Here is a 24278-nt window from a genome sequence, read left to right as displayed (position 1 = left end):
GGCCCTAGCCCTCGTCCGGCTGGCTGAACACCTCGCGGGCGATGCGGAAGCTGTCAACCGCAGCCGGCACGCCGGCGTAAATGGCGACCTGCAGGAAGATTTCGCGGATCTCGTCGCGGGTGACCCCGTTGGTCAATGCCGCCTTGATATGTGTTCGTAATTCGTTGGGGCGGTTAAGGATCGGAATCATGGCCAAGTTGAGCATGCTGCGCGTCTTGAGCGGCAATTCCGTACGCCCCCACACCGCTCCCCAGCAGTACTCCGTGATCAGATCCTGTAGGGGCGTGCTGAAGTCGTCCGCCTCGGCCAGGGCCTTGTTGACGTACTCCTCGCCCAACACCGCGGAGCGAATCTCAAGACCCCGCTGGTATGTCTCGCGATCCAATTGGCTTCTCCTTAGCGACTAAGCGTTGCGGCCGTAAAGTCGTCTCTGTCGAATATCTATCCACTGCTGTATATTTTTGTCAACTAATACCCAAATATATACAAGTCTGGATACTTTTGATCGTGGTGACGACTACCCGACGTGGCCGACCGACGCAGGCCGAAGCGAAGAAGCTGGATCAGAAGCTGCGCAAGGCCGCCGTCAGGACGTTCATCAAACACGGCTATGACGGCACCACAATGGAAGCGATCGCGCGAGCGGCCGGAATCACCCGACGCACGCTCTACGCCCGCTACCCCGATAAGCGCGCCGTCTTCGTGGACGTCATCCCGTGGGCGCTGACGCGCAGGACCGAGCGTGATCCGGACGAAGGCGTGTACGACGCCGACCTGCGCACCGCCCTGGTCGCCATCGGCCGGGCCGGGCTTGCGCGCGCGATCCACCCCAGCGTGGTTCGTCTGACGCGTATCGCGATGGCCGAGTCGGCGCGATTTCCCGAGTTCGCCATTAGCGCGCACTCGATGATGTGGTCGGGTCGGCAGCGGCAGGTCGTGGAGTTGCTTCGTCACCACCAGGAGGCTGGAACCATCGAGGTGGACGACCTGGAGTTGGCCGCGGGCCAATATATTGCGATGATCGAGCATCTGCCCGCGCGGCTGGCCGAGTGCGGTATCTATCGCAGCGCCGAGGAGGAGGAGCGTCACTTGCAGCACGCCGTCAATCTGTTCCTTCGCGGCGTCCTGCGCCGCGACTGAGCCGCGACACGGTCTCCGCCCGAGATGGCACTGCCCGGCCTGGTGCTGATGCACGGTGGCGCGCACGCCGGCGACTGCTGGGAGCTCGCGGTTGCCGAATTGGCTAGACAGGCAACGGAATTGCCAGTCCTCGCGGTGGATCTCCCAGGCCGCGGCGGCAGGCCGGCGGATCTGACGGCAGTGGGGATCGCCGACTTTGTGGACTCCGCGCTCGCCGACATAGAGGGTGCCGGGCTCGGCGATGTTGTGGTGGTTGGACATTCGATGGCTGGTCTGGTCGTGCCGGGCATCGTGGCGAAGCTCGGAGCCACGCGGGTGCGCGAGATGATTCTGCTCGCGGCGTTCGTTCCGCCGCAGGGATTGTCGGTGGTGGACACGCTTCGCGGCCCCTTGGCTCCCTTGGCGCGATCGGCGCGTTGGAACCAAAGGTCGTCAATTCCGAAAGCTTTGGCGCGATACGCCTTCTGCAATGGGATGACGCGCGAGCAGCGGGAGTTGACGCTTTCGCGGCTATGTGGCGAATCGGCGAACGTGATCTTCGAATCGGTCGATCGCAGCGACCTACCCGACGACGTGCCGCGGACGTGGATCATGACGCTGCGCGATCGAGCGCTCTCGGCGCGACAGCAGCTCACCGCGATCGAATCACTCGGCGGCGTCGACACGATGATCTGCCTCGACGGCTGCCACGACGTGATGGTCAGCGACCCCGCGGGCCTGGCCGGAATCTTGGTCGACCGCTGCCGGCTACGGGCACGCGGTTAGCCGAACACGAGGAAGGACCGGAACTTGACGGGAGCCAGTTCTGACGTTTGGGAGGTGATGTCAACCGCTCGGACGATCCGGCGCTTTTCCGATGAGCCGGTCGACGACGTCACGCTGGCACGCTGTCTGCAGGCCGCCACGTGGGCTCCGTCGGGGGCCAACGCGCAAGCCTGGCGGTTCGTCGTGCTGCGCTCGCCGCAGCAGCGTGCCGTCGTGGCCAAGGCCGCCGCGCATGCGTTAGAGGTGATCGAGCCGGTCTACGGAATGAGCAGACCCGCCGAGGACGACAACAGTCGCCGCACCCGCACCTACCGCGCGACCTACGAGTTGCACGACCGGGCGGGCGAGTTCACGTCGGTGCTGTTCGCGCAGAGGCACTTCCCCACGGCGTCCGAACTTCTGCTCGGCGGTTCGATCTTCCCCGCCATGCAGAACTTTCTGCTGGCCGCCCGCGCCCAGGGTCTGGGGGCATGCCCGACCAGCTGGGCGTCCTACGGCGGTGAGCAATTGCTGCGCGAAGCGATCGGTGTCCCCGAGGACTGGATGATTGCCGGCCACGTCGTGGTCGGCTGGCCGAAGGGTAAGCACGGGCCCGTCCGTCGTCGACCGCTCGCCGAGGCGGTCAACCTGGACCGCTGGGATGAACCCGCTGGCGAGCTAATCCCCTGAGGCAGTGGCGAAGAACTGCGCCGCCTTGCGGATGGATTCTTCGACCGGCTCGGGTTTCCAGCCGAGTTCGCGTTCGGCCTTGCTGTGGTCCAGCGGCGACATCAGCTCTGCCATGCGCGCTCCGACATAGGCGAACGGAAGGTCGCGGCGCAGCAGCCGCGCGGCGAGATCATTGAGGCGTGCAGCGCCACGCATGACGGACATCGGAATCGGGATGCGTGGTGGTCGACGGCCGACGGCGCGGGCTGCGATGTCGTGGACTTCGCGGGTGCTCAGGTAGCGGTCAGAGATGATGTAGCGGTGTCCGTCGCGGCCACGGTCGGCGGCGAGAAGCATTGCGCGGGCGGCATCTTCGATTCCGACAACCTCGGCGGAGAAGCGCATGTAGAAGGGGAATCGGCCAGCGGCCACCCGCGCGATGACCGAGCCGTGCGGAGTCGGCGCCCAGTCGCGCGGCCCGTAGGTGGTCGAGATGCACAGCGCGACGGCGGGTAGCCCCTTGTCGCGCGCGTACTGCAGGACCAGATCCTCGCCGGCTTTTCGGGCTTCGATGTAGGCGCCGCCGTCGTTCCAGTTGTGCGGATCGTCCTCGGTCACCCGCCGGGATTGGCTGATCGCCAATGTGCCTGTGGTGCTGGTGTATACGAACTTGCGCAGGCCCGCATCGACCGCGGCGTCGAGCACATGCCCGAGGCCTTCGACATTGGTGCGAAACAGCTGCGTCGGGTCGCGCAGCCACATCCGGGCGTCGACCACGCAGTAGTAGACGACGTCGCATCCGGCCATGGCCGCGCGCAGCGCCGCGTCGTCGAAGACGTCGCCGTAATAGCGCTCGACGGCAAGGTCGTCGATGCCCCTGGTGGAACTGCTGCGCCGCAGCATCACTCGCACGTCTTCGCCTGCCGCCACGAGTTGACGGGTGACGTGGGAGCCCAGGAATCCGCTGGCCCCGATGACAAGTTTCGGTGCGGTCATGATCTGGATGCGAGCATGTCTGGTCCGTACTTGTTGGCCATCAGCGTCCACGGGTCGGCATAGGGCCCGCGGTGTTCGAGGCGGCGTTGCAGCGCCAGCAGAGCGCGCATGGTCGGGCGCAGCATCGGGCCAAGCGCCTTGAGCAGCAGGCGCCGCCGGCCCATGGCGTCGGCGATCCACGCGACGGTGGCGGGCCAGTCGTGTTCCTGATAGTCAAGCAGGGCTTGGGATTCGGTGGTATCGAACCAGCCGGTGAAGGCCCACCCGCGGTCGTCGTCGGGGTCGCCGGGCAGGCCCACCGACGGGCCGAGCCGGCCGATACCCAGGGCGGCCATGATGTCGTCCTGCATGTCGCTCATCAGCTGGACATACGTGTCGTTGCCCGCGATCACCAGGACCTTGCCGTCGATGGTGTCCCGGCGGTCCACGGTGTTGGCGAAGGCCAGCGCGACGTCCCGGGCGTCGACCGAGTGCATGCGGTTGTCCGCCGGGGTGGCGCGCACCAGCAGCAGATAGTCGCCGTCCAGGTTGGCCTGGGCGTCGGGCGAAATGACCCCGCCCAGCCGCAAAATCGCATACGGCAGGCCGCTTTTGGCAATGACGGACTCGGCGAGGACCTTGTCCTCGCCGTACTGGTCGATCGGCTTCACCGGGGTATCGCCCGTGATGCGTTCGGGTTGCCGGTACGGATTGCGCGAGCCGTACACCGCCGCGCTGGAGGCGAATACGAACAGCGGCGGATCGCTCAGGGCCCGCGCCGCCTCCACGAGGTGCCGGGTGCCGTCCACGTTGACCTTGCGGGCCAGCCGGGGATTGCGATACGAGGGCGGTGAGACGATCGCCGCCAGGTGCACAATCGCGACCGGACGATGGCGCTCCATCGCCGCGGCGACCGCGTCGGCGTCGGTAAGGTCGGTGTATTCCGGGATCAGCGTGCCGGCGTGCGATGTTGCGGCCAGGCCCGCGGCGGCCGCCGCAGAACGGTCGCTGCGGACGTCCATCGCGATCACGGTGCGCCCGCGGCGCAACAAGATTTCGCTGCACCGCTTACCGACCTGGCCGAAAGCGCCTGTGACGAGAACGATCTGGCTACTCATGCGCCGAATCTGCGGGCGAGGGCTGCACCCACGTCACGCAAGCGGGGCGAGATGCGCACGGAGAAAAGCGGATTGAACATGTCTTCGCGCAGCCGGGTCAGCGTGGACGTCTTGATCAGCCACCGGTCGTCGACCTTCTCATAGGTTTCGTGGTAGTGGCCGCGCCCGTCGAGATTGACGCCCGGCGCCAACCGCACCACGTCATGGAGCGCCCACACCCCGGTCGCGGTCGTCTGCGACGTCAACGTGATCTCGGGGGCGTGCACCTGGTGAACGGTCGGTTGCGACGGCTTGCCTAACGTGCCCCGAACAAAGGACACGAACTCGTCGGCGCCGGCGATCTTCTTGCCGCCGGACGGCGAGGTGTCGCTGACGAAGTCGTCGGTGAACAATGCCCGCCAGTCTTCCCACCGCTTGGCATCCAGGTAACGGCAGTATCGGGCTTTGAGCTGCTTGATCGCTTCGATCTCCCAGAGCGTCGTTGCAGTATCCGCCATTACGGCCCCTTCCGGGTGCGTCGGCACCTCATAACCGGTTTCTGAGATTACTACTTCCGCAAGGGAGAATGTTATTCTCGCTGGGGTGACGAGGACAGGAGGCGGCCCGGATGCTGTTGGAGTTCGATGCTGATCAGCGGCTGTGGCAGCAGACCGCACGAGACGTCGTCACCAAGGAGTGTCCGGCCTCGCTGGTGCGCAGCGTGGCCGAAGACGGCACAGACCCTAGGCCCTTGTGGGAAGGACTGTGGAAGGTGTATGTGGACCTCGGCTGGACCGAGCTCAACGATCCGGCCGGCGCGGTGGAGTTGGCGATCGTGCTCGAAGAGTTGGGCCGCGCCACCGATCCCACCCCGTTCCTGGCGACCATGAGCCAGTTCGCGCCGTTGGCCGGGGATCGGTTTGATCCGCACGAATCGGGCACCGCTGTCTACAACGGTGTGACGGCCCACCGCGACGCCGAAGGCTGGGTGCTGAACGGCACGGCCCGGCACGTCCTCGACGGCGATCGCACCGACCGGCTGGCGGTGCTGACCGACGCCGGGGTGTTCATCATCGCGGCCGATCAGGTGTCGGCTCGGCGTTCGGAGGTATTCGATCCGGTGCTGCACGTTGCCGACCTGTCGTTCGACGCGGTCCGGGTTCCCGACACCACGCGGGTGATCGTCGACCGGGAGCGCGCCCACCATCTGGCGTTAACGGGCATGGCGATCACCATCGTCGGCGCCTGCCAGCGGACCCTCGACCTGGTGCTCGAGCATGTGCGTAGCCGTCAGCAATTCGGTGTCCCGATCGGTTCCTTCCAGGCCGTGCAGCACAAGGCCGCGGACATGCACGTCGCGGTGGAGCGGGCAAGGGCGCTGGCCTACTTCGCCGCGCTGACGATCGCCGCCGACGATCCCCGCCGCCGGCTGGCAGCCGCGATGGCCAAAGCGTCGGCGGGAGAGTGCCAGGCGCTGGTGTTCCGGCACGGTCTACAGCTACACGGCGCGATGGGCTTCACGTGGGAGAACGATCTGCAGTTCGCGCTGAAGCGGGGCAAGGCCGGTGAGCTCATGCTCGGCGGCGCCGCGGAGCATCGGGCGCGGATCGCGGAGGAGTACCGTGCAGCTGACTTTTGATCCCGACGTCGAGGCGTTTCGGGCGGAGTTTGCGGCGTTCCTCGACGAGAACCTGCCTCCCGCAAGCGAAACGCAGGAGCGCCCCCGCTCGGTCTCGCACATGCCGCAGTGGGCGCGCCGGTGGCAGCGGCTGCTGTTCGACAACGGCTGGCTGTTGCCCAGTCAGCCCCCGGAATTCGGCGGCCGCAACGCGACCGTCCTGCAGCAGTTCGTCTACCTCGAGGAGCTGTCCCGGCGGCGGATCTATCACAGCCTCAACCCGCAGGGCGTGAATATCGTTGCGGCGTCACTGTTGTCGTTTGGCAACGACGAACAGAAACGGCGCTGGGCGGTGCCGATCCTGCGGGCCGAGATCACCGCTTCACTTGGGATGAGCGAGCCCAGCGCCGGTTCCGACCTGGCGTCGCTGCGCACCCGCGCGGTCCTTGATGGCGATCACTTCGTGGTTAACGGGCAGAAGGTGTGGACCTCGGGGGCTCACGACGCCGACGTCTTGCTGACCTTCGTGCGCACCAATCCCGATGTGCCCAAACATAAGGGAATCAGCGTGCTGGTGATCCCGACCGACACCCCGGGAATCGTGCGCAGGCCGTTCCCGTCCATCTGCGCCGTTGACGACCTGGATTTCAACGAGGTGTTCTTCACCGACGTGCGGGTGCCGGCGGAGAACCTGGTCGGTGAGCTTGACGGGGGGTGGCGGGTGGCCAACGGATCGCTGGGCCATGAGCGCACCATGATGTGGCTGGGTTTCGCCGACCGCATGGACAACCTGATCGACGACTTCCACCCCACGTCCGAGCTCGAACGCGACCATTACGCCACCACGATCATGGACAAACAGGCGCTGCGCCTGTTGGGTTCGGTCGCCCTGGCCCGCGCCGCTCGCGGCGACGATGACGTGGCCGCGATCTCGGTGCTCAAGCTCCTCGGCTCCGAAGCCGAGCTGCGGGGGTTCGAGTTCGCTTTGGAGGCCGCCGGACCCGACGGGCTCATCCACCCGGGGCAGACGGGTCCGTATGCGCCGATGAACCTGGACCACTATTTCGCCAGCTGGTTCGAGCGCTACGCCCGCAGCTTCTCCGGCACCATCGCCGGGGGCACCTCTGAAATCCAGCGCAACATCATCGCTCAGCGCGTGCTGGGCCTGCCGCGCGGGTAGGGCGAGCAGTCCCCCGCAAGCGGGGAGGTACCCCCCAGCAAAAGCCCCCGCACGCTCGGGGGGCGGGTCGGGGGCTTTTACGTCTGCTCGCCGGCCTAGTCGATGACGGCCGCTTCCTTGCGTTCGGTGACGGGCCGCGCGAGCTCCTGCTCGTCGCAGATGCGCTGCAGTTTGTTCAGGGTCTCGTCGAGTCCCGCGCCGACCTTGGGGCCGGGCGTAAAGGTGGCCGGCAGCTTGCGCATGCCCTGGATGACGCCGATGCTCTCGTAGTGCACGGCGCCGTCCGGGTCGCAGCGGTAGTCGGGCATCCGGTCGAGGACCGCGGTCAGCATGGACTTGAACACCGTGCGCGCCACGTTCGATCCCACGCACCGGTGCACGCCGATGCCAAAGCTGAAGTGCCGGTTGCCTTTACGGTCGAGAATGACATTGTCCGGGTCGGCGAACACCAAGGGGTCACGGTTGGCCATGGCCCACGAGATCCACAGCCGCTCACCCTCTTTGAAGTGATTGCCGTCGATTTCGACGTCTTCGGAGAAGGTCCTGCCGTCGCCGGGTGCCGGGGTGAAGAAACGCAGGAATTCTTCGGTCGCCGGATCGAGCAGGGTGTCGCGGTTCTTGGACAGCCGCTCGCGCTCGTCGGGGTGTTCCGAGAGCCATTCCAGCGAGTGTGCGGTCAGCGCCGTGGTGGTGTCGAAGCCGCCTCCGATGACTAATCCAAGATTGCCCAGTATCTCCAGATCGGGCGCGGGCTCGCCGTCGATCCGCATCTGGAGCAAGCCGTTGACGATTCCGGGGCGCGGATTCTTGCGGATCTCGAGCATGTTGTTGACCATGTCGAGCCCCATCTCCCGGTGCATCGCGGTGACGCGCTCGATGTCGGGGGAGTGTTCCGGGGTGTAGACCGCTGCGTGAACCGGCTCGCTGTACAAGTTCCACTTCTTCAGCGGGATGCCCAACATCGCCAGTGTCAGGACGGCGGGCACGATGTTGGCCAAGTCGTCGACGAAGTCGATGCTGCCTTCTTCAATCTTCTCGTTGAGGCAGGCGCGGGTCACGTCGTGGATGAACGGTTCCCAGCGCTTGACCGCGGCTGGTGACAGGTAGGGATTGAGCACGGTGCGGTAGGTGCGGTGTTCGGGGTCGTCCATCTCGAGGATGCCCCCGCGCACCACGCTGACGCGGCTGGCGGTGGGGATCGAGATGCCCTTGTAGCCGCGGCGTTCATTGTTGATGTCGTGGTCGTTGGAGACCGCGGGGCAGCGGGCGAGCTCGAAGACCTCGTTGCTGCCGGCCGCGACCCAGTGCCCACCGTAGGTGTCGGTCCACGCCATCGGGCAAGTGGCGTGCATGTCCTCGGTGATCTGCTTGAACTGGGAGCGGTACTCCGCGGTGTGCCGGTCGAAGTGGTAACGCTGCTTCTTACGGTCGCTGTCGCTCACGACGTCGTCGACACTCAACGTGCTGTCTCCCTTTACGTTTCGTCCGTGATCATGATCGCCTGCTCCGGGCAGGACTGCGCGGCTTCCCGTACCTGGTCCTCCTGGTCAGCCGGCACCACTTCGTTGACTGCCGACGAACTGCCGTCGATGTCGCTCAGCTCGAACGAATTCGGAGCGATCATCGAGCACAGGGTGTGTCCCTGGCAGCGTTCTGGATCAACCCAGACCTTCACGGTGTCTCCTATGGTTTCAGGTGTTCCGGCCGCCGTTGACGCCCAATATCTGACCGGTGATGTAGCCGGCCTCCTCGGACACCAAAAAGGCGCACGCCGCGGCGATGTCTTCCGGCTTGCCCATCCGGCGCACCGGGGTCTGGGCGATGGTCTGCTCGATGTCGCCGAGGAACCCTTGGGCCTCGGCGTTGCGCAGCATCGGGGTGTCGATGAAACCGGGCGGAACAGCATTGACGGTGATGCCACTGGGCCCGTACTCGAGTGCCAGCGACTTGGTGAGCCCGTTGACCGCGGACTTGGCCGCGACGTAGTGCGACATGTACGGCGCGCCGGAATGGGTGCTCGATGACGAGATGTTGACGATCCGTCCCCAGCCGGCCGCGACCATGTCGGGCAGCACCGCCTGAATGGTATGGAAAACCCCGTTGAGGTTGACGTCGATCACCCGTTGCCAGTCGTCGAACGTGAGGTTGTTGAAACGCTTGAACCCGTCCAGGCCGGCGGCGTTGACCAGGACGGTGACCGGTCCCAGCCGGTCACGGATGGCCGTCAGCGCGGCGTCCACCTGGGCCCGGTTCGTCACGTCGGCGGTGAAAGCCAGATCAGTATCCGACGGCTTGAGGTCGACGATGGCGACGTCAAGACCGTCGGCGCGCAGGCGATCCGCCACTTCCGCGCCGATGCCGGACCCGCCGCCGGTGACCACCGCGGTCTTCATGTCTGCAACATCCAAGCCCCGACCGAAAATGTGACAGTCTCAAGCACAAAGAATCGCCCTTACAATTATGAGAACCTTACTCTCGCGCCGGAACGGCTCGCAAGGTTGCCCTAAAACCGCGCTCGGCCAGCATAGTAACGCCTCGAAGGCTCAGCGCTGTGCGATTGCACAGCATGTCAGCGGCGGATGCCCATTCCTGAGAGTTTCTTGAATTATCGAGACGCGAATGTAAGATTCGCGACGACCGAGAATTGAATTATCGTGACGACCACTGCACAGGGGGCTGGATGCGGTTACGGGACACGGCTGCGACCAACGCGCGGACTGTGGCGGGAGCGCGAGTGGGCGCTGGGGCCTACCGATGAGGCCGCTGGAGGGCATCCGAGTCCTGGAAGTCGCCATGTACGGGTTCGTCCCGTCGGCGGGCGCCGTGCTGGTCGAATGGGGCGCCGACGTGGTCAAAGTGGAGCACGCGGTGACCGGCGACCCGCAGCGCGGGCTGCGCCAGACCGGCATGCTGCGTGTGGACGGTGACCCCAATCCCAACATCGAGCACGCCAACCGCGGCAAGCGAAGCATCGGGTTGGACATGTCGGTTCCCGAGGGTCGCGAAGTGCTCTACGAGCTCGCCCGGCGAGCCGATGTGTTCTTGACCAGTTTCCTGCCCGACGCACGGCAGAAGTTCGGCATCGACGTCGACGACATCCGGGCGGTGAACTCGTCCATTATTTACGCGCGCGGAAGCGCGCTCGGCCCGCGTGGCGCGGAGGCCGACAAGGGTGGTTACGACATGACCGCTTTCTGGTGCCGGGCCGGAACCGCGGCCACCATCACCCCGCCGGGGATGCCGGGCATGATCGGGCCGCCCGGGCCGGCGTACGGCGACACCATCTCCGGCACCAACCTCGCCGGCGGCATTGCGGCAGCGTTGCTCAAGCGCGAGCGCACCGGCGAGCCGTCCATCGTCGATGTGTCGCTGCTCGGCAGCGGGCTGTGGTCGATGGGGCACACGGTGGCCTTGACAGTGCACCTGGGTCAGCGGATGGAAGCCTTCCCGCCGGGCGTGCACGGCTCACCCGTCAATCCGCTGGTGGGTCTGTACGCGACTTCTGACGACCGCTACATCTCCTTCGTGATGATGCAGCCCACCAAGTTCTGGGCGGACGTGTGCCGCCACGTCGACCTGCCGGAGTTGGCCGACGATCCGCGCTTCGCCACCGTCGAGAGCATCGCCGCCAATACGTCAGACGCGGTGGAGATTTTGACCGAGGTCATCGCGACCCGCACGCTGGCCGAGTGGAGTGAACGCTTTGCCACGCTCGCCGGGCCATGGGCGCCGGTGCAGGACACGCTGCAGGCGGCCGACGATGCACAGATCCGGGCGAACGAGTATGTAGTGCGCGCAGGCGAACTTGAACTGGTCGCCAACCCGGTCCAGTTCGATGTGGCCGCGCCCCAGACCGGGCCGGCGCCCGGATTCGCCGAGCAGACCGACGACATCCTGATGGAGCTCGGGCTGGATTGGGACCGCATCATCGAACTCAAGACGGCCGGCGCCGTCACCTAGGAGCTGCCCCGGATGTGTAAGCCGAACGTCGCCGTTCAGGCTCACCCCTACTGTGCGGGTGCGACGAGATCTTGGATAGCGGTTGTGCAGTTTTTGCTCCACCTGGACGTGGCATGAGTCACAATGGCCGGACGCCTCAAGGAGTCGGGGCTTGGCCGGCCAGCATTCCTCGGGAGCGCCAACTCGCGCGACGGAACGGAGGGCCGGGCGTGAGGTGCGGGACCGTCGACACGAGTCTGGAAGGGCCTCGAACCAATGGCGAGTAAGAGCACGGGCACAGAACGTTGGTCCTCCGGGATCTCGTTCGGGCGTGGCTCCAAGCCCATGGAGGGGATCGGGGGCCTGTTTGCGATGGCGGCCGACGCGGTCAAGTTCGCGTTTCGCCGGCCCTTCCAATGGCGCGAGTTCTTGGAGCAGTCGTGGTTTGTCGCGCGCGTCGCGATGGTGCCCACACTGCTGGTGGCCATTCCGTTCACGGTTCTGGTCAGCTTTACCCTCAACATCCTGTTGCGCGAATTGGGCGCCGCGGATCTGTCGGGTGCCGGCGCCGCGTTCGGCGCGGTGACGCAGGTCGGCCCGTTGGTGACCGTGTTGATCGTGGCGGGTGCGGGCGCCACGGCGATGTGCGCAGACCTGGGTTCGCGAACGATCCGCGAGGAGATCGCCGCGATGGAGGTGCTGGGCATCAATCCGGTGCAGCGCTTGGTGACGCCGCGGATGCTCGCTTCGGGGCTGGTGGCCCTGTTGCTCAATAGCCTGGTCGTCATCATCGGCATCGTGGGCGGCTACATCTTTTCGGTGTTCGTCCAGGATGTGAACCCCGGCGCGTTCGCCGCCGGCATCACTTTGTTGACCGGTGTGCCCGAGGTCGTCATTTCGTGTGTCAAGGCAGCGCTTTTCGGTCTGATCGCCGGACTGGTCGCCTGCTACCGCGGGCTGACGATCACCGGTGGGGGCGCCAAGGCCGTCGGCAACGCCGTGAACGAGACGGTGGTGTACGCGTTCATGTCGCTGTTCGTGGTGAATGTCGTTGTCACCGCTATCGGCATTCGAATGTCGGCCAAGTAGCGCGAAGGAGGGTTGAAAACACGCTGTGGCACTGCGAGCCGTCTATCCGCGACTGACGCGACAACTCGAGAAGCCGGTCGGAACTTTAAGCCGACTCGGCGATCACACGCTGTTCTATGGCAGGGCGATCGCCGGGATACCCTTCGCAACCGTCCACTACCGGCGGGAAGTCATTCGTCTGGTCGCCGAGATCAGCATGGGCGCGGGCACTTTGGCGATGATCGGCGGCACGCTGGTGATCGTCGGTTTCCTGACGCTGGCCGCCGGCGGGACGCTGGCGGTGCAGGGTTACAGCTCGTTGGGCAATATCGGCATCGAGGCGCTGACCGGGTTCTTGGCGGCCTTCATCAACGTCCGGATTGCGGCGCCCATCGTCGCGGGAATCGGTTTGGCGGCCACCTTCGGCGCCGGGGTTACCGCACAGCTGGGAGCCATGCGGATCAACGAAGAAATCGACGCGCTGGAAGCGATGGCGATCCGGCCGGTTTCCTATCTGGTCAGCACCCGCATCGTGGCCGGGATGCTGGCGATCACCCCGTTGTACTCGATCGCGGTCATCTTGTCGTTCTTTGCCAGTCAGTTCACGACCGTGGTGTTGTTCGGTCAATCGGGTGGCTTGTATCAGCACTACTTCACGACGTTTCTCAACCCGATCGACTTGCTGTGGTCGTTCTTGCAGGCCGTGCTGATGGCGATCACGATCTTGTTGATCCACACGTATTTCGGCTATTTTGCTTCGGGCGGACCGGCCGGTGTGGGCGTCGCGACGGGTAATGCGGTACGAACCTCGTTGATCGTGGTCGTATCGGTGACATTGCTTGTGTCGCTGTCCATCTACGGCACCAACGGCAACTTCAACTTGTCCGGGTAGGGAGGGTCGACAAAGGACGTGACACGCAACCTCGGGCCGGGCCCCATTCACCGCTCAAAAACCAGCAGCGCCGCAACCCCTGTCGCGGGTTCAGCCGGCCGCCACTTCGGGGTGAGTTCGTACGCGCGCCCATTGGCCGGTTTGGTGACCGTGGTCGTGATACTCGCCATCTTCGCCGTCGCGGTGGGCCTGTTCCGGGGCGACTTCACCACGAGCGTGCCGGTGACCGTGGTTTCGCCGCGAGCCGGTCTGGTGATGAACCCCGACGCCAAAGTGAAGATGCGCGGGGTAGAGGTCGGCAAGGTCGACACGATCGATGTCCGTCCGGACGGCAAAGCCGTCCTGCACCTGGCGATGTATCCGTCACAGATGCACCTGATTCCGTCCAATGTGATCGCTGACATCGCGTCGGCGACGGTATTCGGCGCCAAGTTCGTCGAGCTGATCCCGCCCGCCGAGCCCTCGCCGAAGCCCTTGAGCGCCAATCAGGTTCTCGACGGCCAACACGTCACAATCGAAATCAACACCGTGTTCGAGCAACTCACCCAGTTGTTGGGATCCATCGATCCCGCGAAACTCAACGAAACCCTCGGCGCAATAGCGTCAGCGGTGAACGGGCGCGGCCACAAGATCGGCCAGGCGCTCTCGGACCTGGATTCATTTCTGGCCAAGAATGATCCGAGCCTTCCCGCGTTGAGCCACGACATCGAGGCCTTTACCACGGTGGGCAACGCCTATGCCGACGCGGCGCCGGATCTGCTCGCGACGGCCGATAACGCGGTCCGGATCAGCAAAACGATCGTTGACGAGCGCCAGAACCTGGATGCCTTCCTGATCAGCTCGATTGGCCTGGCGGACATGGGCAATGACGTCGTCGGCGGTAACAGGCAAGCGCTGACCGATTCCCTGCACCTCGCGGTGCCGACCACGGATCTGCTCAACGAGTACCACCAGGCGCTGTGGTGCGGCCTTGCCGGGTCGCTGGCGAATCTCCATGCTCCCAACCAGACCGAACCGATGATCAAGGTGGACGTCTACCTTGGCTTCGGCGCCGAACGGTACCGCTACCCGAGCAACTTGCCCAAGGTGGCTGCGACCGGAGGTCCGCAGTGCCACGATCTACCCGTGGTGCCCTTCGATAAAGCACCACCATTCGTGATCGCCGACGTCGGGGCCAACCCGCAGGAGTACGGCAACCAGCAATTGCTGCTCAACTCCGACGCGCTCAAGCAACTGCTCTACGGGCCCATCGATGGACCGCCGCGTAACTCCTTCCAGGTTGGACAACCCGGATGACCGGCTCGCGCGGGATGATCATCAAGTTCGGAGCGTTTGCGCTCATCATGACGCTGCTGACGGTGTCGTTGTTCTTCATCTTCGGTCAGTACACGACGGGTTCGACGACCGGATATTCGGCGCTGTTTACCGATGTCTCGCGGCTGAAGGAGGGACAGACGGTTCGCGTCGCCGGTATCCGGGTAGGGACCGTCAACAGCGTCAGCCTGCGCGCCGACAAGAAGGTCCTCGTGAAATTCGACGTCGACCGGTCTGTCGTGCTGACCGACGGCACCCGTGCCGTCGTTCGATACCTCAACCTGGTCAACGACCGCTATCTCGAGCTGCAAGAGGGTCCCGGGTCCACCAAGCCACTGCCGGAGGGCGCCGAAATCCCGATCGACCACACCGCGCCGGCGCTCGATCTTGACTTGCTGCTCGGTGGACTCAAGCCGGTAACCCAGGGCCTCAACCCACAAGACGTCAACGCGCTTAGCGCCTCGCTCATTCAGGTCTTCCAGGGCGAGGGCGGAACCCTGCAGTCGCTGCTGTCCAAGACGTCATCGTTCACTAACGCCTTGGCCGACAACAGCCAGACGGTGCAGGAGCTGATCGACAACCTCAACACCGTGGTGGCCACCGTCAACAAGGAGGGCGGCAAGTTCTCCGACGCGATCGACCGCCTGGAGAAGTTGATCAGCGGATTCTCGAAAGACCGCGACACCATCGGCACCGCGATCACCGCGCTGGACAACGGCACCGCCTCGATCGCGGATCTGCTCGGCCGCGCCCGCGCGCCGCTTGCTGGCACCGTGGACCAATTGAATCGGCTGGCCCCGTTGCTGGACAAGAACCCGGACCTCATCGACATTTCATTGCAGAGGCTGCCGCACAACTACAAGAAACTGCAGCGGCTGGGTTCGTACGGCGCCTGGTTCCCCTACTACCTGTGCGGACTGGAGATACGGGCCTCGGACCTGCAGTACCGGACGGTGGACGTGGGCATAGCGCACCAGACCACCGGACGGTGTGCGGAACCCAAGGACCCCTATGAATAAGTATCGTGGCGCGGCCCTCATCAAAGCCGGATTCATCGGCGCCGTGCTGGTGGCGCTGGTCATCGCTGTCGGGTTGAATCCCGACCAGCTGGTACAGCGGGCCACCGCGGTCCGCTATCAGGCCGTGTTTGCCGATGCCGGCGGCTTGCAGCCCGGCAACGACGTGATCATTTCGGGAACGAAAGTCGGCAGCGTGTCGGCGATGTCGCTGCAGCGCGGCGACGTTCTGGTGACGTTCACCACCAAGGGGAGCATCCTGCTGGGGTCGGGCAGTACCGCACACATCCGGACGGGTTCGCTGCTGGGCCAACGGGTGCTCACCGTCGAATCCGCGGGCAGCGGCAACCTACGTCCGATGGACGTCATCCCGGTGTCGCGCACCTCCTCGCCCTACTCGCTGTCCGAGGCGCTCGACAACCTGGCCACTGACATCCAGGGAACCGACACCGCGGCACTCAACCAGTCGCTTGACACGCTGTCGGAAACACTGAATCAGGTTGCGCCGCAACTGGGACCGGCTTTCGACGGGCTGACCCGGCTTTCGCAAACCCTCAACTCCCGCAACCAGACCCTGGGTGAATTGCTCAAAGGCGCAGCCGATGTCACCGGCATCCTCTCGCAACGCAGCCAGCAGGTGAACACGCTGATCCTCAATGCCAACGATCTGCTGTCCATGCTCGTCGCGCGGCGGCAGGCGATCGTGCGGCTGCTGTCCAGCACGTCCGCGGTGGCCAAGCAGCTGACCGGCGTGGTGCATGACAACGAGTCGAAGCTAGCGCCGTCGCTGAAAAAGCTCAACGATGTGACCGCGATGCTGGAGAAGAACCGCGACAACCTCTCCAAAGCGCTGCCTGGCCTGGCGAAGTACGAGCTGACGCAGGGCGAGACCGTGTCCAGCGGGTTCTACTACAACCCGTTCATCCCGAACTTGTTCTTCTTGCAGTTCTTCCAATGGTTGTTCGATTACTCGTTTGGGTTCCGCGCGTACGGCGCCCCCGGCCAACCGCCGGACCACGCCGGACCGCGGGCACTGTTGCCGTTCCCGTTCAACCAGATCCCGGGAGGGTCGCGATGATGCGGCTGCTCGAGGCGATTCCGCGCAACAAGCTCAAGGTGGGGCTGGCGATTGTGTTGGCCGGGCTCGTCGTGCTGGGCACGGTGATCGCCATGCGCAACACCTTCTTCCGCCCGACGACGATCACCGCGTATTTCCCCACCGCGACCGCGATCTATCCGGGCGACGATGTGCGGGTGTCCGGGATGAAGGTCGGCACCATCGAGTCGATCCAACCGCAGGGCACGCAGGCGAAGATAGTGATGCATGTCGATCGCAACGTGGCCATTCCGGCGGACGCCAAGGCGGTGATCGTCGCCCAGAACTTGGTGGCCGCTCGCTACGTGCAGCTCACCCCGGCGTACCGGTCCAGTGGCCCCACCATGCGGGACGGCGCGGTGATACCGATCCAACGGACCGCGGTGCCCCTGGAGTGGGACCAGGTCAAGGACCAATTGATGAAGCTGGCAACGGAATTGGGTCCCAACAGCAAGGTGTCGACCCCGTCGGTGTCGCGGTTCATCGACAGCGCCGCCGACGCGTTGGGTGAGGGTAACGGTGAAAAGCTGCGGCAGACACTGGCCCAACTGTCGGGGGTGGCGCGGGTCCTGGCCGACGGCAGCGGCAACATCGTCGACATCATCAAGAACCTGCAGACTTTCGTCACGGTCCTGCGGGACAGCAACGTGCAGATCGTGCAGTTCGACAACCGGCTGGCAACCCTGACCAGCGTGCTCGACGACAACAAGTCCGATCTGGACGCGGCGCTAACGGACCTGTCGGGCGCGGTCGGTGAGGTGCAGCGGTTCATCGAGGGTAGCCGTGACGCGACCTCTGAGCAGGTCAGCAGGCTGGCCGACCTGACGCAGATCCTCGTCGACAACAAAATGTCGTTGAAAAACGTTCTGCACGTGGCGCCGAACGCGCTCGCCAACGGCTACAACGACTATGACCCCGACGTCGGGAACGTCCGCGGCGGGGTAGGAATCCAGAACCTGACCAATCCGACCCAGTTGTTCTGCGGACAGATCGGGGCGCTGGAGAACGCCACCGCCACCGAGACCGGCAAGCTGTGCGGCTTGTACCTGAGCCCGGCGCTGAAGGTGTTCAACCCGTTGTTGTACTTCAACTTCAACTATCTCCCGATTCCAGTCAACCCGTTCCTGGCCCCGGCGTTCGACTCGAGCAACGTGGTGTACACCGAGAAACGGCTGGCGCCCGGCGGGGAGGGACCGAAGCCCGCACCGCCCGAAATGCCGCCCGCGGTGTCGGCGTACACCGGGTTACCGGGCGACGTTCCGGAGGCGCCGCCGCCACCACCGCCGCCGGGGCGGATACCGGGAGCGGCCATGCCGGAGCCGCCGCCACCGAGCACGCCCGTCGAACCGCCGCCGGCGAGCCCGGCGAACGTGCCGCAGATGCTGCTCCCGGCTGAAGGAGCACAACCATGACGCCCCGGGTGCTGATGCGGAGAATCTCCGTCCTGTGTGCGGCCGTCATGCTGGCCGTAACAGGTTGTGCATTCAACGGATTGAACTCACTGCCCCTGCCGGGTGCGGTGGGGCGCGGGCCGGGCGCCCGTGTCTACCATGTCGAACTCGGTAGCGTCGGCACGCTGGAAGCGAATTCGCCGGTGATGATCGATGATGTCATCGTCGGCAGCATCAGCAAGATGACCGTGCGTAATTGGCATGCCTTCGTGGACATCTCGGTAAATCCCGACGTCGTGGTACCGGCGAACGTGGTGGCCAGGGTGGGTCAGACCAGCCTGCTGGGATCCATGCACCTGGAGCTGAATCCGCCCTTGGGCGAGCCGGCGAAGGGACGGCTGCAGCCGGGTGCGACAATCCCGCTGAACCGGACGTCGACCTATCCATCGACCGAGCAGACGCTGTCGTCGTTGTCGGTGATCCTCAACGCCGGGGGGTTGGGGCAGTTCGGGGACATCATCCACAACTTCAGCGCCTCCCTGTCCGGGCGAGGGAGCGACGTTCGCGATCTGCTTGTCCGCCTCGACCGCTTCGTGGGCACGTTCGACGGGCAGCGCGACAACCTGGTGGCGTCGATAAAGTCGTTGAATCGGCTGGCCGGCACATTCGCCGCGCAGCGCGACGTCATCGCCCAGGCGCTGAACAAGATTCCGCCGGCACTGGACGTGCTCATCAATGAGCGGCCGCGCATCGTCACCGCGCTCAACAAACTGGGCACGTTCAGCGACACCGCCACCAGGCTGGTCAACGACGCGGGATCGGATTTGGTCAAGAACCTGAAGAATCTCGGGCCGGCGCTTGGTGCGCTTGCCGACATCGGGCCGGATCTCGATGCCGCGATTGCGTACGCGCCCACATTCCCGTTCCCCCAGGGCTTCATCGACCGGTTCATCCGGGGCGACTACGTCAACGGATACTTCATCATCGACTTGACGAACGCCGGGCTGCGCAAGAGCATCCTGCTGGGCACCCACTGGGGTCGGCTGGGCGCGGAGAACGTTCCGGTACCAGGGGATCCGGAGTACTTGCAATACAAGTTCGGAGCGCCGCCCGGGGCGCCGGGGTCAGTGGTCGCGCCCGGGCCCGTCGGGGAACCGATGCGTGGGGTGAACGGATCACCTTGGGTACCTGGGGTGCCGCCGCCGAACGCGGGACCACCGCCCGGACCGCCGCCCGCGGCGCCGCTCAACCCGCAGTCGGCCTACGCACCGGTGCTGCCCGGCCCGCCGCCCGCGGCACCGGTGCTGCCCGGGCCGGCGCCCGACTCGGGTGCCCCGGTCCCCGGTGCGGTGCCGGTTCCAAGTGAGCCGACGGATGGGGGGCGCTGATGCTAACCCGTTTTGTCCGTATCCAATTGGTGATCTTCGCGATCGTGGGAATCATCGGTGTGATTGTGATGACCGTGTGGTACATCCAGGCGCCGACACTGCTGGGCATCGGCAAGATGACGGTCACGCTGAAGCTGCCCGCCGGCGGTGGGCTGTACCGGTTTTCCAACGTGACCTATCGCGGGGTGCAGATCGGCAAGGTGACCGCGGTCGGCCTGACTCCCAATGGCGCGCAAGCCACTCTCTCCCTTGATACTTCGCCGAAGATCCCTGCTGACCTGAGTGCGGAGGTGCGCAGCATTTCTGCGGTGGGCGAGTACTACGTGGATCTGCGACCACGCACCGACTCGCCCCCCTATCTGCGCGACGGCTCGGTCATCGCGGTGAACGAGGCCACGATTCCACAGCCGATCGGTCCCGTGCTCGATCAGACCAGTGCCTTGATCAACAGCATCCCCAAGGGCAAGCTCAGCACATTGCTCGACGAGTCATTCAAGGCATTCAACGGGGCCGGTTACGATTTCCAATCGCTGTTCGACTCTTCGGCGAAACTCTCGGGTGACCTCAACGGTGTCGCCGACCGCACCCGAACCCTGACCGAAGACACCGGGCCTTTCCTCGATGCGCAAGCCCAGACCGCCGACTCGATCCGAACGTGGGCGCGCAGCCTGGCTGGTTTCACCGGGCAGCTGGTCAAGGACGACTCGGAATTCCGCAGTCTCCTGGAAAAAGGGCCGGGGGCGTTCGACGAGGCGTCTCGACTGCTCAACCAAATCAAACCGACTCTGCCGGTGCTGCTCGCCAACCTCACCACGGTCGGCCAGATCGGCGTGGCCTACCACGCCTCACTCGAGCAGATATTGGTGCTGCTGCCGCCCTTTACCGCCGCGATTCAGTCCTTCCTGCCGACTAAGGAGGCCATGGGGTTGGCTACCGGCGCTTTCAATCTCATCATCAGTGATCCGCCCGCGTGCACGGTCGGATTTCTGCCGCCGAGTCAATGGCGTAACCCTGCCGACACCCGCACAGTCGACACGCCGGACGGCCTGTACTGCAAGCTGCCGCAGGATTCACCCATCGGAGTGCGCGGCGCGCGCAACTATCCGTGCATGGAACGGCCAGGCAAGCGAGCGCCGACCGTCGAGATCTGTGAGAGCGATAAGCCGTTCGAGCCGATCGCGATGAGGCAGCACGCGTTCGGCACCTACCCGCTGGACCCGAACCTGATCGCGCAGGGCATCCCGCCCGACGACCGGATGAACTGGAACCGTGAGCGAATCTTCGGACCAGTGGAGGGAACGCCCATGCCTCCCGGAGTGGTTCCACCCGGGGCACCACCTCCGGCGACGGTCGCACCGCCCATGGGGCAGGTGTCGTCCATAGCTCCGCTTGACGTTGGGTCACCCGTACCGCCAAGCGGTGCTCCGATGGTGGTGCAAAGCGGCGCTCCGCCGGCGGCACCAGCCGATGTTCCGCCGGCAGCGCCGAGCGACCCTCCGTCGGTGGCGCCGAGTGCGTTCGGACACAACGGGTCTCAGCCCGGGCCCTCGAATAGCTCCCTGAAGGGCCCCTCGGTGGCGATTGCCCAGTACAACCCGCGTACTGGGAGTTACGTCACCCCGGATGGCCAGGTTTATCGCCAATCGGATCTGGTCACGAAGAAGGGCCCTAAGACGTGGAAGGACTTGTTCCCCACGTAGATTCGGGCGCGTTAAGGCGGTTAAAGGCTAGAGCCGTTTCGGCTGAACGCGCGCGGTCAGCCTATCTTGTCCAGCCTGAAAGGCTGTTCGATGTCCAGCGGGGTGTTCTGGCCGCAGACGCCGGTGGTACCGATCGTGTTATCGTGTCCGGCCAGGACTGACGACCCAAGTGAGTTTTCGCCGGTGTCCGGGTTGGCCGGATAGAACATGATGTAGTCGGTGGCCGGGAACGAGCTGCCGTCCGGGCAGGTTTCCCAGTTCGGGATCTCGCGTCTCAGGTACCAGTTGAGCCCGTCGAACATTCTCAGCGGTGCGCTCCAGCCCTGGTCGCTGACGACCTGGCCGGTGCAGTCGTAGGGGGTAGAGCACGATGTGGTGATCTGCCACGTGCTGCGCACCACCGCCTCTTGGTGGTACACCTGCCTCGACCTGGCCCAGCTGCCAACGACCGTGGCGGTGTATGTCCCGTTGATGGATGGGTCGTACTTTGCCCGTGCAGACGGCGCCATGGCCACGCTGCCCACCAGGCTTGCGCCCGCCAATGTTGCGCTTAACGTCACGCTTATTGAACGCATCACGTACTCCTCGACGCGCTGAATACCGCTATTTTCAACTCGATTTCACAGACTAACACCGTTTCCGTTATCACGGTCCGGTTCAAAAGAAGGGGCCGCTGAGCCGTTCGGAGCCGTACTCATGGGGTATTGAATTTCGCGATAAGCCACCTGCCATTGACCTTCGTCAGCGACACCTCGATTTTGCTCGATGTCACCACCGGTTGCGGCTTTTCCTTGCTCGCGATCTTCTGTTTTAGAAAAACGAGCACAACAGCTGAATTCGGGTGCAGTTCCGATACGGCGGCCCTGATGATGGTGGCGGTCGTCGTGACCCCCCCGCGCATTGCCGCCGGCCCGACGATCTTTTCGGCGAACTGTTGGTAGTAGGCCAGGTAGTCCTCGGTGACAAGGGACTTCGCGTTGTTGAAATCCTGGGTGAGAGTGCCAGGCGAGTAGGACAGCAGCACCACGGCGCCATCGCTGGCGACCTTGATAACTTGGCGTGCCGCAGCGTCGTCGGTCTGCAGGTCCGCTCGGTACACAAAGAAGAAATAGCCGGCACAGAACCCCGTCGAGGCAACAAGCAGCATCGTCAATAGGATTGGACGCCACCGTGCCAGGCACCTTGCCAGCCAGCCATGCATCCAGCGCCCGATCATGCCGGCTCGACCACGACGCGGTTTCTTTTGCTTAGCTTCTTCAACCGCTTCATTGTCGACCGTCACGGGACGAACTCGACTCTCGAAATCCTGAGCTGGCCGCCATCTCTTTGGACGTTGACGACGATCCGCATCGGCCGCGATTCCGGCTTGGCCTCACCGGGTTTGGTGACTTCGGATTTCGCCGCAACCAGAACAATCGCCGAATCGTCGGTCATCGATTGCACTGCCACGGCCTGCACGGAGCCCTTGCTGCTGCCCTTCGACTCTTCGACTGCTTTGACAAAATCCTCGGCGCTGATCAAGATGCCGACCTTGAATTGCCCGGTGGTGTCGTCGACGAAGCGCTGCACATCGGCTCTTGCCGTGGCGGCATTGACCGTCAACATCGTCACAATGGCGTCGCGGGCCGCCGCCGAGAATTCCGCGGTGCGCTGCCTTTCCTGTGCGGCGTGGCGGTGGTACCACGCCACATAACCGCTCGCCGCCAGTGTGGTGCAGCTGAACAGGATCGCTGCGGCGAGTGCCACGGCTTGGCGGCTCGGGTGGCGCAGCCTATGTAGTCCATGCCACCGCGACGGCGCCGAGTCGGCCTGCTTTTCGGCGGCGGGGACGCTGATGTCGCTGGAGGCGTCGCGTGACGCTGCCTCGGCTTGTTGGCGCAGCAAGGTCGCGCGGGCACGAGCGGCCTCGGCCCGGGCTTCGGCCTGGGCGAGTTCATCTGCTTCGGCGACCGGAATAGACGCTGGCGCGGAGACGACCCCCCCGGCCCGCGCAACGTTGGCCCCAACAGGAAGCTTGAGCGCCTTAGCGGGAAACGCGCGCCGCGGCAATGGATCACCTCCTCGTCCGCGCCTTCAGGAGAGCCACGTTATCACTGCCAGGCGGGGCGCCTGCCCCAGCGCCGGCGATATTCAAAGCGCATCTTCTCCGAACGAGAGAATTCTATTCCCAGCGGTATCGGTGCTGTGGCAAAGTAATAACGTGCGATTTATCGTGGCGTCGGTCGTCGTATTGCTGGGGCTGGGTTTCCTGGTGGCGCCGCCAGCTGCCGCCGGACCGGTTAATTGCGATTATCCCGACTGCACGCCGGGTATCAGGCCGCATGTCATCCTCGGTACCTACTGTGACAACACCACCTATTACGTGTTCGGGACTGCCGACTACTACGTCTCCTTCGCAACGCAGCCGGGGCGGCTGATGTTCTGTGGCTCACCGAGAAGGTATGAGCCCCGATGGTTCCGGTCGCCTCCGATGGCAGGTGTCAAGCAGGAGGGCTCGTCGTGCGTTGACTACCAGGAGTATTACGTCGCGCAGGCGCCGGATGGCCTATTCCTGGTCTGCAACGCCCACGACGACACCCAAGTCTGGGAGCGCGGCGACACCTAGCCCGTTTCGGGGCCTGTTTCGGGGCCTGACGGATTTTACGGGCGGGTGTTCGGTATCTCGGGCCACGTTTGGAAGGGGCTGGGTCCCCAGTAGTCGTTGCTATGAATCGTGCCGTCCATGTCGCGATGGTGCGCGTCGTGGCAGGTGCTCGCGTCCCACTGTGGTCCCCATGACGGGTCGAACGGCTGGCCCGGGCACCAGTGGTACCCCACGAACGGCCACGGGACGTCGGCGTGAGCGATTGTTGAGGTGCCCACATTGGCCAGTCCATAACCGGTGCCGACCATTATCGCTGCGACGGCGAAACGCGCGACTGTGCTCATGAGTTTCTCCTATGTCAAGCCGCTGCCGGTTGGCAAGGCTGAGTTCGGTTGTTTTGGTCGGTGTGTAGGTGGCCGAAGACGACGCGGGCGAGGCGTCGTTTGAGGCAGCGAAGGGCTTCGGTT

26 protein-coding genes and 1 pseudogene are annotated in these 24278 nt (G+C 64.7%); 15 read left to right on the top strand and 12 right to left on the bottom strand.

What is annotated here, in order from left to right; translation table 11 throughout:
• Positions 1–4: 4 nt before the first annotated feature.
• A complete protein-coding gene (locus ACLP9N_RS14810; protein WP_442408132.1) occupies positions 5–385 on the bottom strand; it encodes a carboxymuconolactone decarboxylase family protein in 381 nt (126 codons plus the stop codon).
• A gap of 122 nt (positions 386–507) precedes the next feature.
• Here ACLP9N_RS14810 and ACLP9N_RS14805 point away from each other — a divergent pair, with 122 nt between their 5' ends.
• The 3 genes from ACLP9N_RS14805 to ACLP9N_RS14795 are packed head-to-tail and all read left to right on the top strand — an operon-like array spanning position 508 to position 2574.
• Entirely contained in the window at positions 508–1140 is a 633-nt protein-coding gene (locus ACLP9N_RS14805; RefSeq protein ID WP_442408131.1) for a TetR/AcrR family transcriptional regulator, read from the top strand.
• 24 nt (positions 1141–1164) lie between these two features.
• Positions 1165–1905 (top strand): alpha/beta fold hydrolase, encoded by a 741-nt coding sequence (locus ACLP9N_RS14800; RefSeq protein WP_442408130.1) that lies wholly within the window; start codon positions 1165–1167, stop codon positions 1903–1905.
• A gap of 57 nt (positions 1906–1962) precedes the next feature.
• Positions 1963–2574 carry a nitroreductase family protein gene (locus ACLP9N_RS14795; protein WP_442408129.1) on the top strand — a complete coding sequence of 204 codons (612 nt, stop codon included), beginning with the start codon at positions 1963–1965 and terminating at the stop codon, positions 2572–2574.
• On the opposite strand, the gene ACLP9N_RS14790 is transcribed toward ACLP9N_RS14795, so the two are convergent.
• Genes ACLP9N_RS14790 through ACLP9N_RS14780 form a run of 3 tightly spaced genes read right to left on the bottom strand, consistent with a single transcriptional unit; the run spans position 2563 to position 5143 of the window.
• Positions 2563–3549 carry an NAD-dependent epimerase/dehydratase family protein gene (locus tag ACLP9N_RS14790; RefSeq protein ID WP_442408128.1) on the bottom strand — a complete coding sequence of 329 codons (987 nt, stop codon included), beginning with the start codon at positions 3547–3549 and terminating at the stop codon, positions 2563–2565. The genes ACLP9N_RS14795 and ACLP9N_RS14790 overlap by 12 nt on opposite strands.
• Positions 3546–4646, bottom strand: coding sequence for an NAD-dependent epimerase/dehydratase family protein (locus ACLP9N_RS14785; protein WP_442408127.1), 1101 nt, complete (start codon positions 4644–4646; stop codon positions 3546–3548). The genes ACLP9N_RS14790 and ACLP9N_RS14785 overlap by 4 nt, the downstream gene beginning before the upstream one ends.
• Positions 4643–5143, bottom strand: coding sequence for a nuclear transport factor 2 family protein (locus ACLP9N_RS14780; RefSeq protein ID WP_442408126.1), 501 nt, complete (start codon positions 5141–5143; stop codon positions 4643–4645). Before ACLP9N_RS14780 ends, ACLP9N_RS14785 begins: the two co-directional genes overlap by 4 nt.
• Positions 5144–5253: 110 nt before the next feature.
• On the opposite strand from ACLP9N_RS14780, the gene ACLP9N_RS14775 reads away from it, so the two are divergent.
• Both ACLP9N_RS14775 and ACLP9N_RS14770 read left to right on the top strand, forming a co-directional pair.
• Positions 5254–6264, top strand: a complete 1011-nt coding sequence (locus ACLP9N_RS14775; RefSeq protein WP_442408125.1) for an acyl-CoA dehydrogenase family protein — start codon at positions 5254–5256, stop codon at positions 6262–6264.
• On the top strand, positions 6248–7423 hold the full coding sequence (locus ACLP9N_RS14770) for an acyl-CoA dehydrogenase family protein (protein WP_442408124.1): 1176 nt from the start codon (positions 6248–6250) through the stop codon (positions 7421–7423). Before ACLP9N_RS14775 ends, ACLP9N_RS14770 begins: the two co-directional genes overlap by 17 nt.
• Before the next feature lie 95 nt (positions 7424–7518).
• Here ACLP9N_RS14770 and ACLP9N_RS14765 read toward each other — a convergent pair whose 3' ends face one another.
• From ACLP9N_RS14765 to ACLP9N_RS14755, 3 genes are read right to left on the bottom strand one after another with little or no spacing between them, the layout of a single operon-like run.
• The gene (locus ACLP9N_RS14765) at positions 7519–8883 is read right to left on the bottom strand and encodes a cytochrome P450 (protein WP_442408123.1); all 1365 of its coding nucleotides are present in this window, start codon (positions 8881–8883) and stop codon (positions 7519–7521) included.
• A gap of 14 nt (positions 8884–8897) precedes the next feature.
• Entirely contained in the window at positions 8898–9098 is a 201-nt protein-coding gene (locus ACLP9N_RS14760; protein ID WP_442408122.1) for a ferredoxin, read from the bottom strand.
• A 16-nt stretch (positions 9099–9114) separates the two neighbouring features.
• A complete protein-coding gene (locus tag ACLP9N_RS14755) occupies positions 9115–9816 on the bottom strand; it encodes an SDR family NAD(P)-dependent oxidoreductase (RefSeq protein ID WP_442408121.1) in 702 nt (233 codons plus the stop codon).
• 361 nt (positions 9817–10177) lie between these two features.
• Here ACLP9N_RS14755 and ACLP9N_RS14750 point away from each other — a divergent pair, with 361 nt between their 5' ends.
• The 9 genes from ACLP9N_RS14750 to ACLP9N_RS14710 all read left to right on the top strand — a co-directional run bounded on the left by ACLP9N_RS14750 (position 10178) and on the right by ACLP9N_RS14710 (position 21227).
• Positions 10178–11383, top strand: a complete 1206-nt coding sequence (locus ACLP9N_RS14750; RefSeq protein WP_442408120.1) for a CaiB/BaiF CoA transferase family protein — start codon at positions 10178–10180, stop codon at positions 11381–11383.
• Positions 11384–11638: 255 nt separating this feature from the next.
• Complete coding sequence (locus ACLP9N_RS14745; RefSeq protein WP_442408119.1) at positions 11639–12451, top strand: MlaE family ABC transporter permease; 813 nt, start codon at positions 11639–11641, stop codon at positions 12449–12451.
• A 25-nt stretch (positions 12452–12476) separates the two neighbouring features.
• Positions 12477–13322, top strand: coding sequence for an MlaE family ABC transporter permease (locus ACLP9N_RS14740; RefSeq protein ID WP_442408118.1), 846 nt, complete (start codon positions 12477–12479; stop codon positions 13320–13322).
• A gap of 18 nt (positions 13323–13340) precedes the next feature.
• Positions 13341–14618 (top strand): MCE family protein, encoded by a 1278-nt coding sequence (locus ACLP9N_RS14735; RefSeq protein WP_442408117.1) that lies wholly within the window; start codon positions 13341–13343, stop codon positions 14616–14618.
• Positions 14615–15655, top strand: coding sequence for an MCE family protein (locus ACLP9N_RS14730; RefSeq protein WP_442408116.1), 1041 nt, complete (start codon positions 14615–14617; stop codon positions 15653–15655). The genes ACLP9N_RS14735 and ACLP9N_RS14730 overlap by 4 nt, the downstream gene beginning before the upstream one ends.
• Entirely contained in the window at positions 15648–16730 is a 1083-nt protein-coding gene (locus ACLP9N_RS14725) for an MCE family protein (RefSeq protein ID WP_442408115.1), read from the top strand. Before ACLP9N_RS14730 ends, ACLP9N_RS14725 begins: the two co-directional genes overlap by 8 nt.
• Positions 16727–18160 carry an MCE family protein gene (locus tag ACLP9N_RS14720; protein ID WP_442408114.1) on the top strand — a complete coding sequence of 478 codons (1434 nt, stop codon included), beginning with the start codon at positions 16727–16729 and terminating at the stop codon, positions 18158–18160. The genes ACLP9N_RS14725 and ACLP9N_RS14720 overlap by 4 nt, the downstream gene beginning before the upstream one ends.
• A complete protein-coding gene (locus tag ACLP9N_RS14715) occupies positions 18157–19527 on the top strand; it encodes an MCE family protein (RefSeq protein WP_442408113.1) in 1371 nt (456 codons plus the stop codon). Before ACLP9N_RS14720 ends, ACLP9N_RS14715 begins: the two co-directional genes overlap by 4 nt.
• Positions 19527–21227, top strand: a complete 1701-nt coding sequence (locus ACLP9N_RS14710; protein WP_442408112.1) for an MCE family protein — start codon at positions 19527–19529, stop codon at positions 21225–21227. The genes ACLP9N_RS14715 and ACLP9N_RS14710 overlap by 1 nt, the downstream gene beginning before the upstream one ends.
• Positions 21228–21283: 56 nt before the next feature.
• On the opposite strand, the gene ACLP9N_RS14705 is transcribed toward ACLP9N_RS14710, so the two are convergent.
• The 3 genes from ACLP9N_RS14705 to ACLP9N_RS14695 all read right to left on the bottom strand — a co-directional run bounded on the left by ACLP9N_RS14705 (position 21284) and on the right by ACLP9N_RS14695 (position 23276).
• Positions 21284–21802 carry a hypothetical protein gene (locus ACLP9N_RS14705; protein WP_442408111.1) on the bottom strand — a complete coding sequence of 173 codons (519 nt, stop codon included), beginning with the start codon at positions 21800–21802 and terminating at the stop codon, positions 21284–21286.
• Positions 21803–21921: 119 nt separating this feature from the next.
• Positions 21922–22509, bottom strand: a complete 588-nt coding sequence (locus ACLP9N_RS14700; RefSeq protein WP_442408110.1) for a twin-arginine translocation pathway signal — start codon at positions 22507–22509, stop codon at positions 21922–21924.
• Entirely contained in the window at positions 22506–23276 is a 771-nt protein-coding gene (locus ACLP9N_RS14695; RefSeq protein ID WP_442408109.1) for a hypothetical protein, read from the bottom strand. The genes ACLP9N_RS14700 and ACLP9N_RS14695 overlap by 4 nt, the downstream gene beginning before the upstream one ends.
• A 151-nt stretch (positions 23277–23427) precedes the next feature.
• On the opposite strand from ACLP9N_RS14695, the gene ACLP9N_RS14690 reads away from it, so the two are divergent.
• Positions 23428–23832 carry a hypothetical protein gene (locus ACLP9N_RS14690; RefSeq protein ID WP_442408108.1) on the top strand — a complete coding sequence of 135 codons (405 nt, stop codon included), beginning with the start codon at positions 23428–23430 and terminating at the stop codon, positions 23830–23832.
• A 35-nt stretch (positions 23833–23867) separates the two neighbouring features.
• On the opposite strand, the gene ACLP9N_RS14685 is transcribed toward ACLP9N_RS14690, so the two are convergent.
• Complete coding sequence (locus ACLP9N_RS14685; protein WP_442408107.1) at positions 23868–24155, bottom strand: hypothetical protein; 288 nt, start codon at positions 24153–24155, stop codon at positions 23868–23870.
• A 14-nt stretch (positions 24156–24169) separates the two neighbouring features.
• Positions 24170–24278: pseudogene (locus ACLP9N_RS14680) on the bottom strand (IS110 family transposase); the annotation flags it as partial.

Origin of the sequence: Mycobacterium sp., from assembly GCF_052144515.1 — a bacterium.
GTDB lineage: Bacteria > Actinomycetota > Actinomycetes > Mycobacteriales > Mycobacteriaceae > Mycobacterium.
Note: the sequence above shows the minus strand (reverse complement) of the source record. Positions and strands in the feature narration are given on the sequence as shown.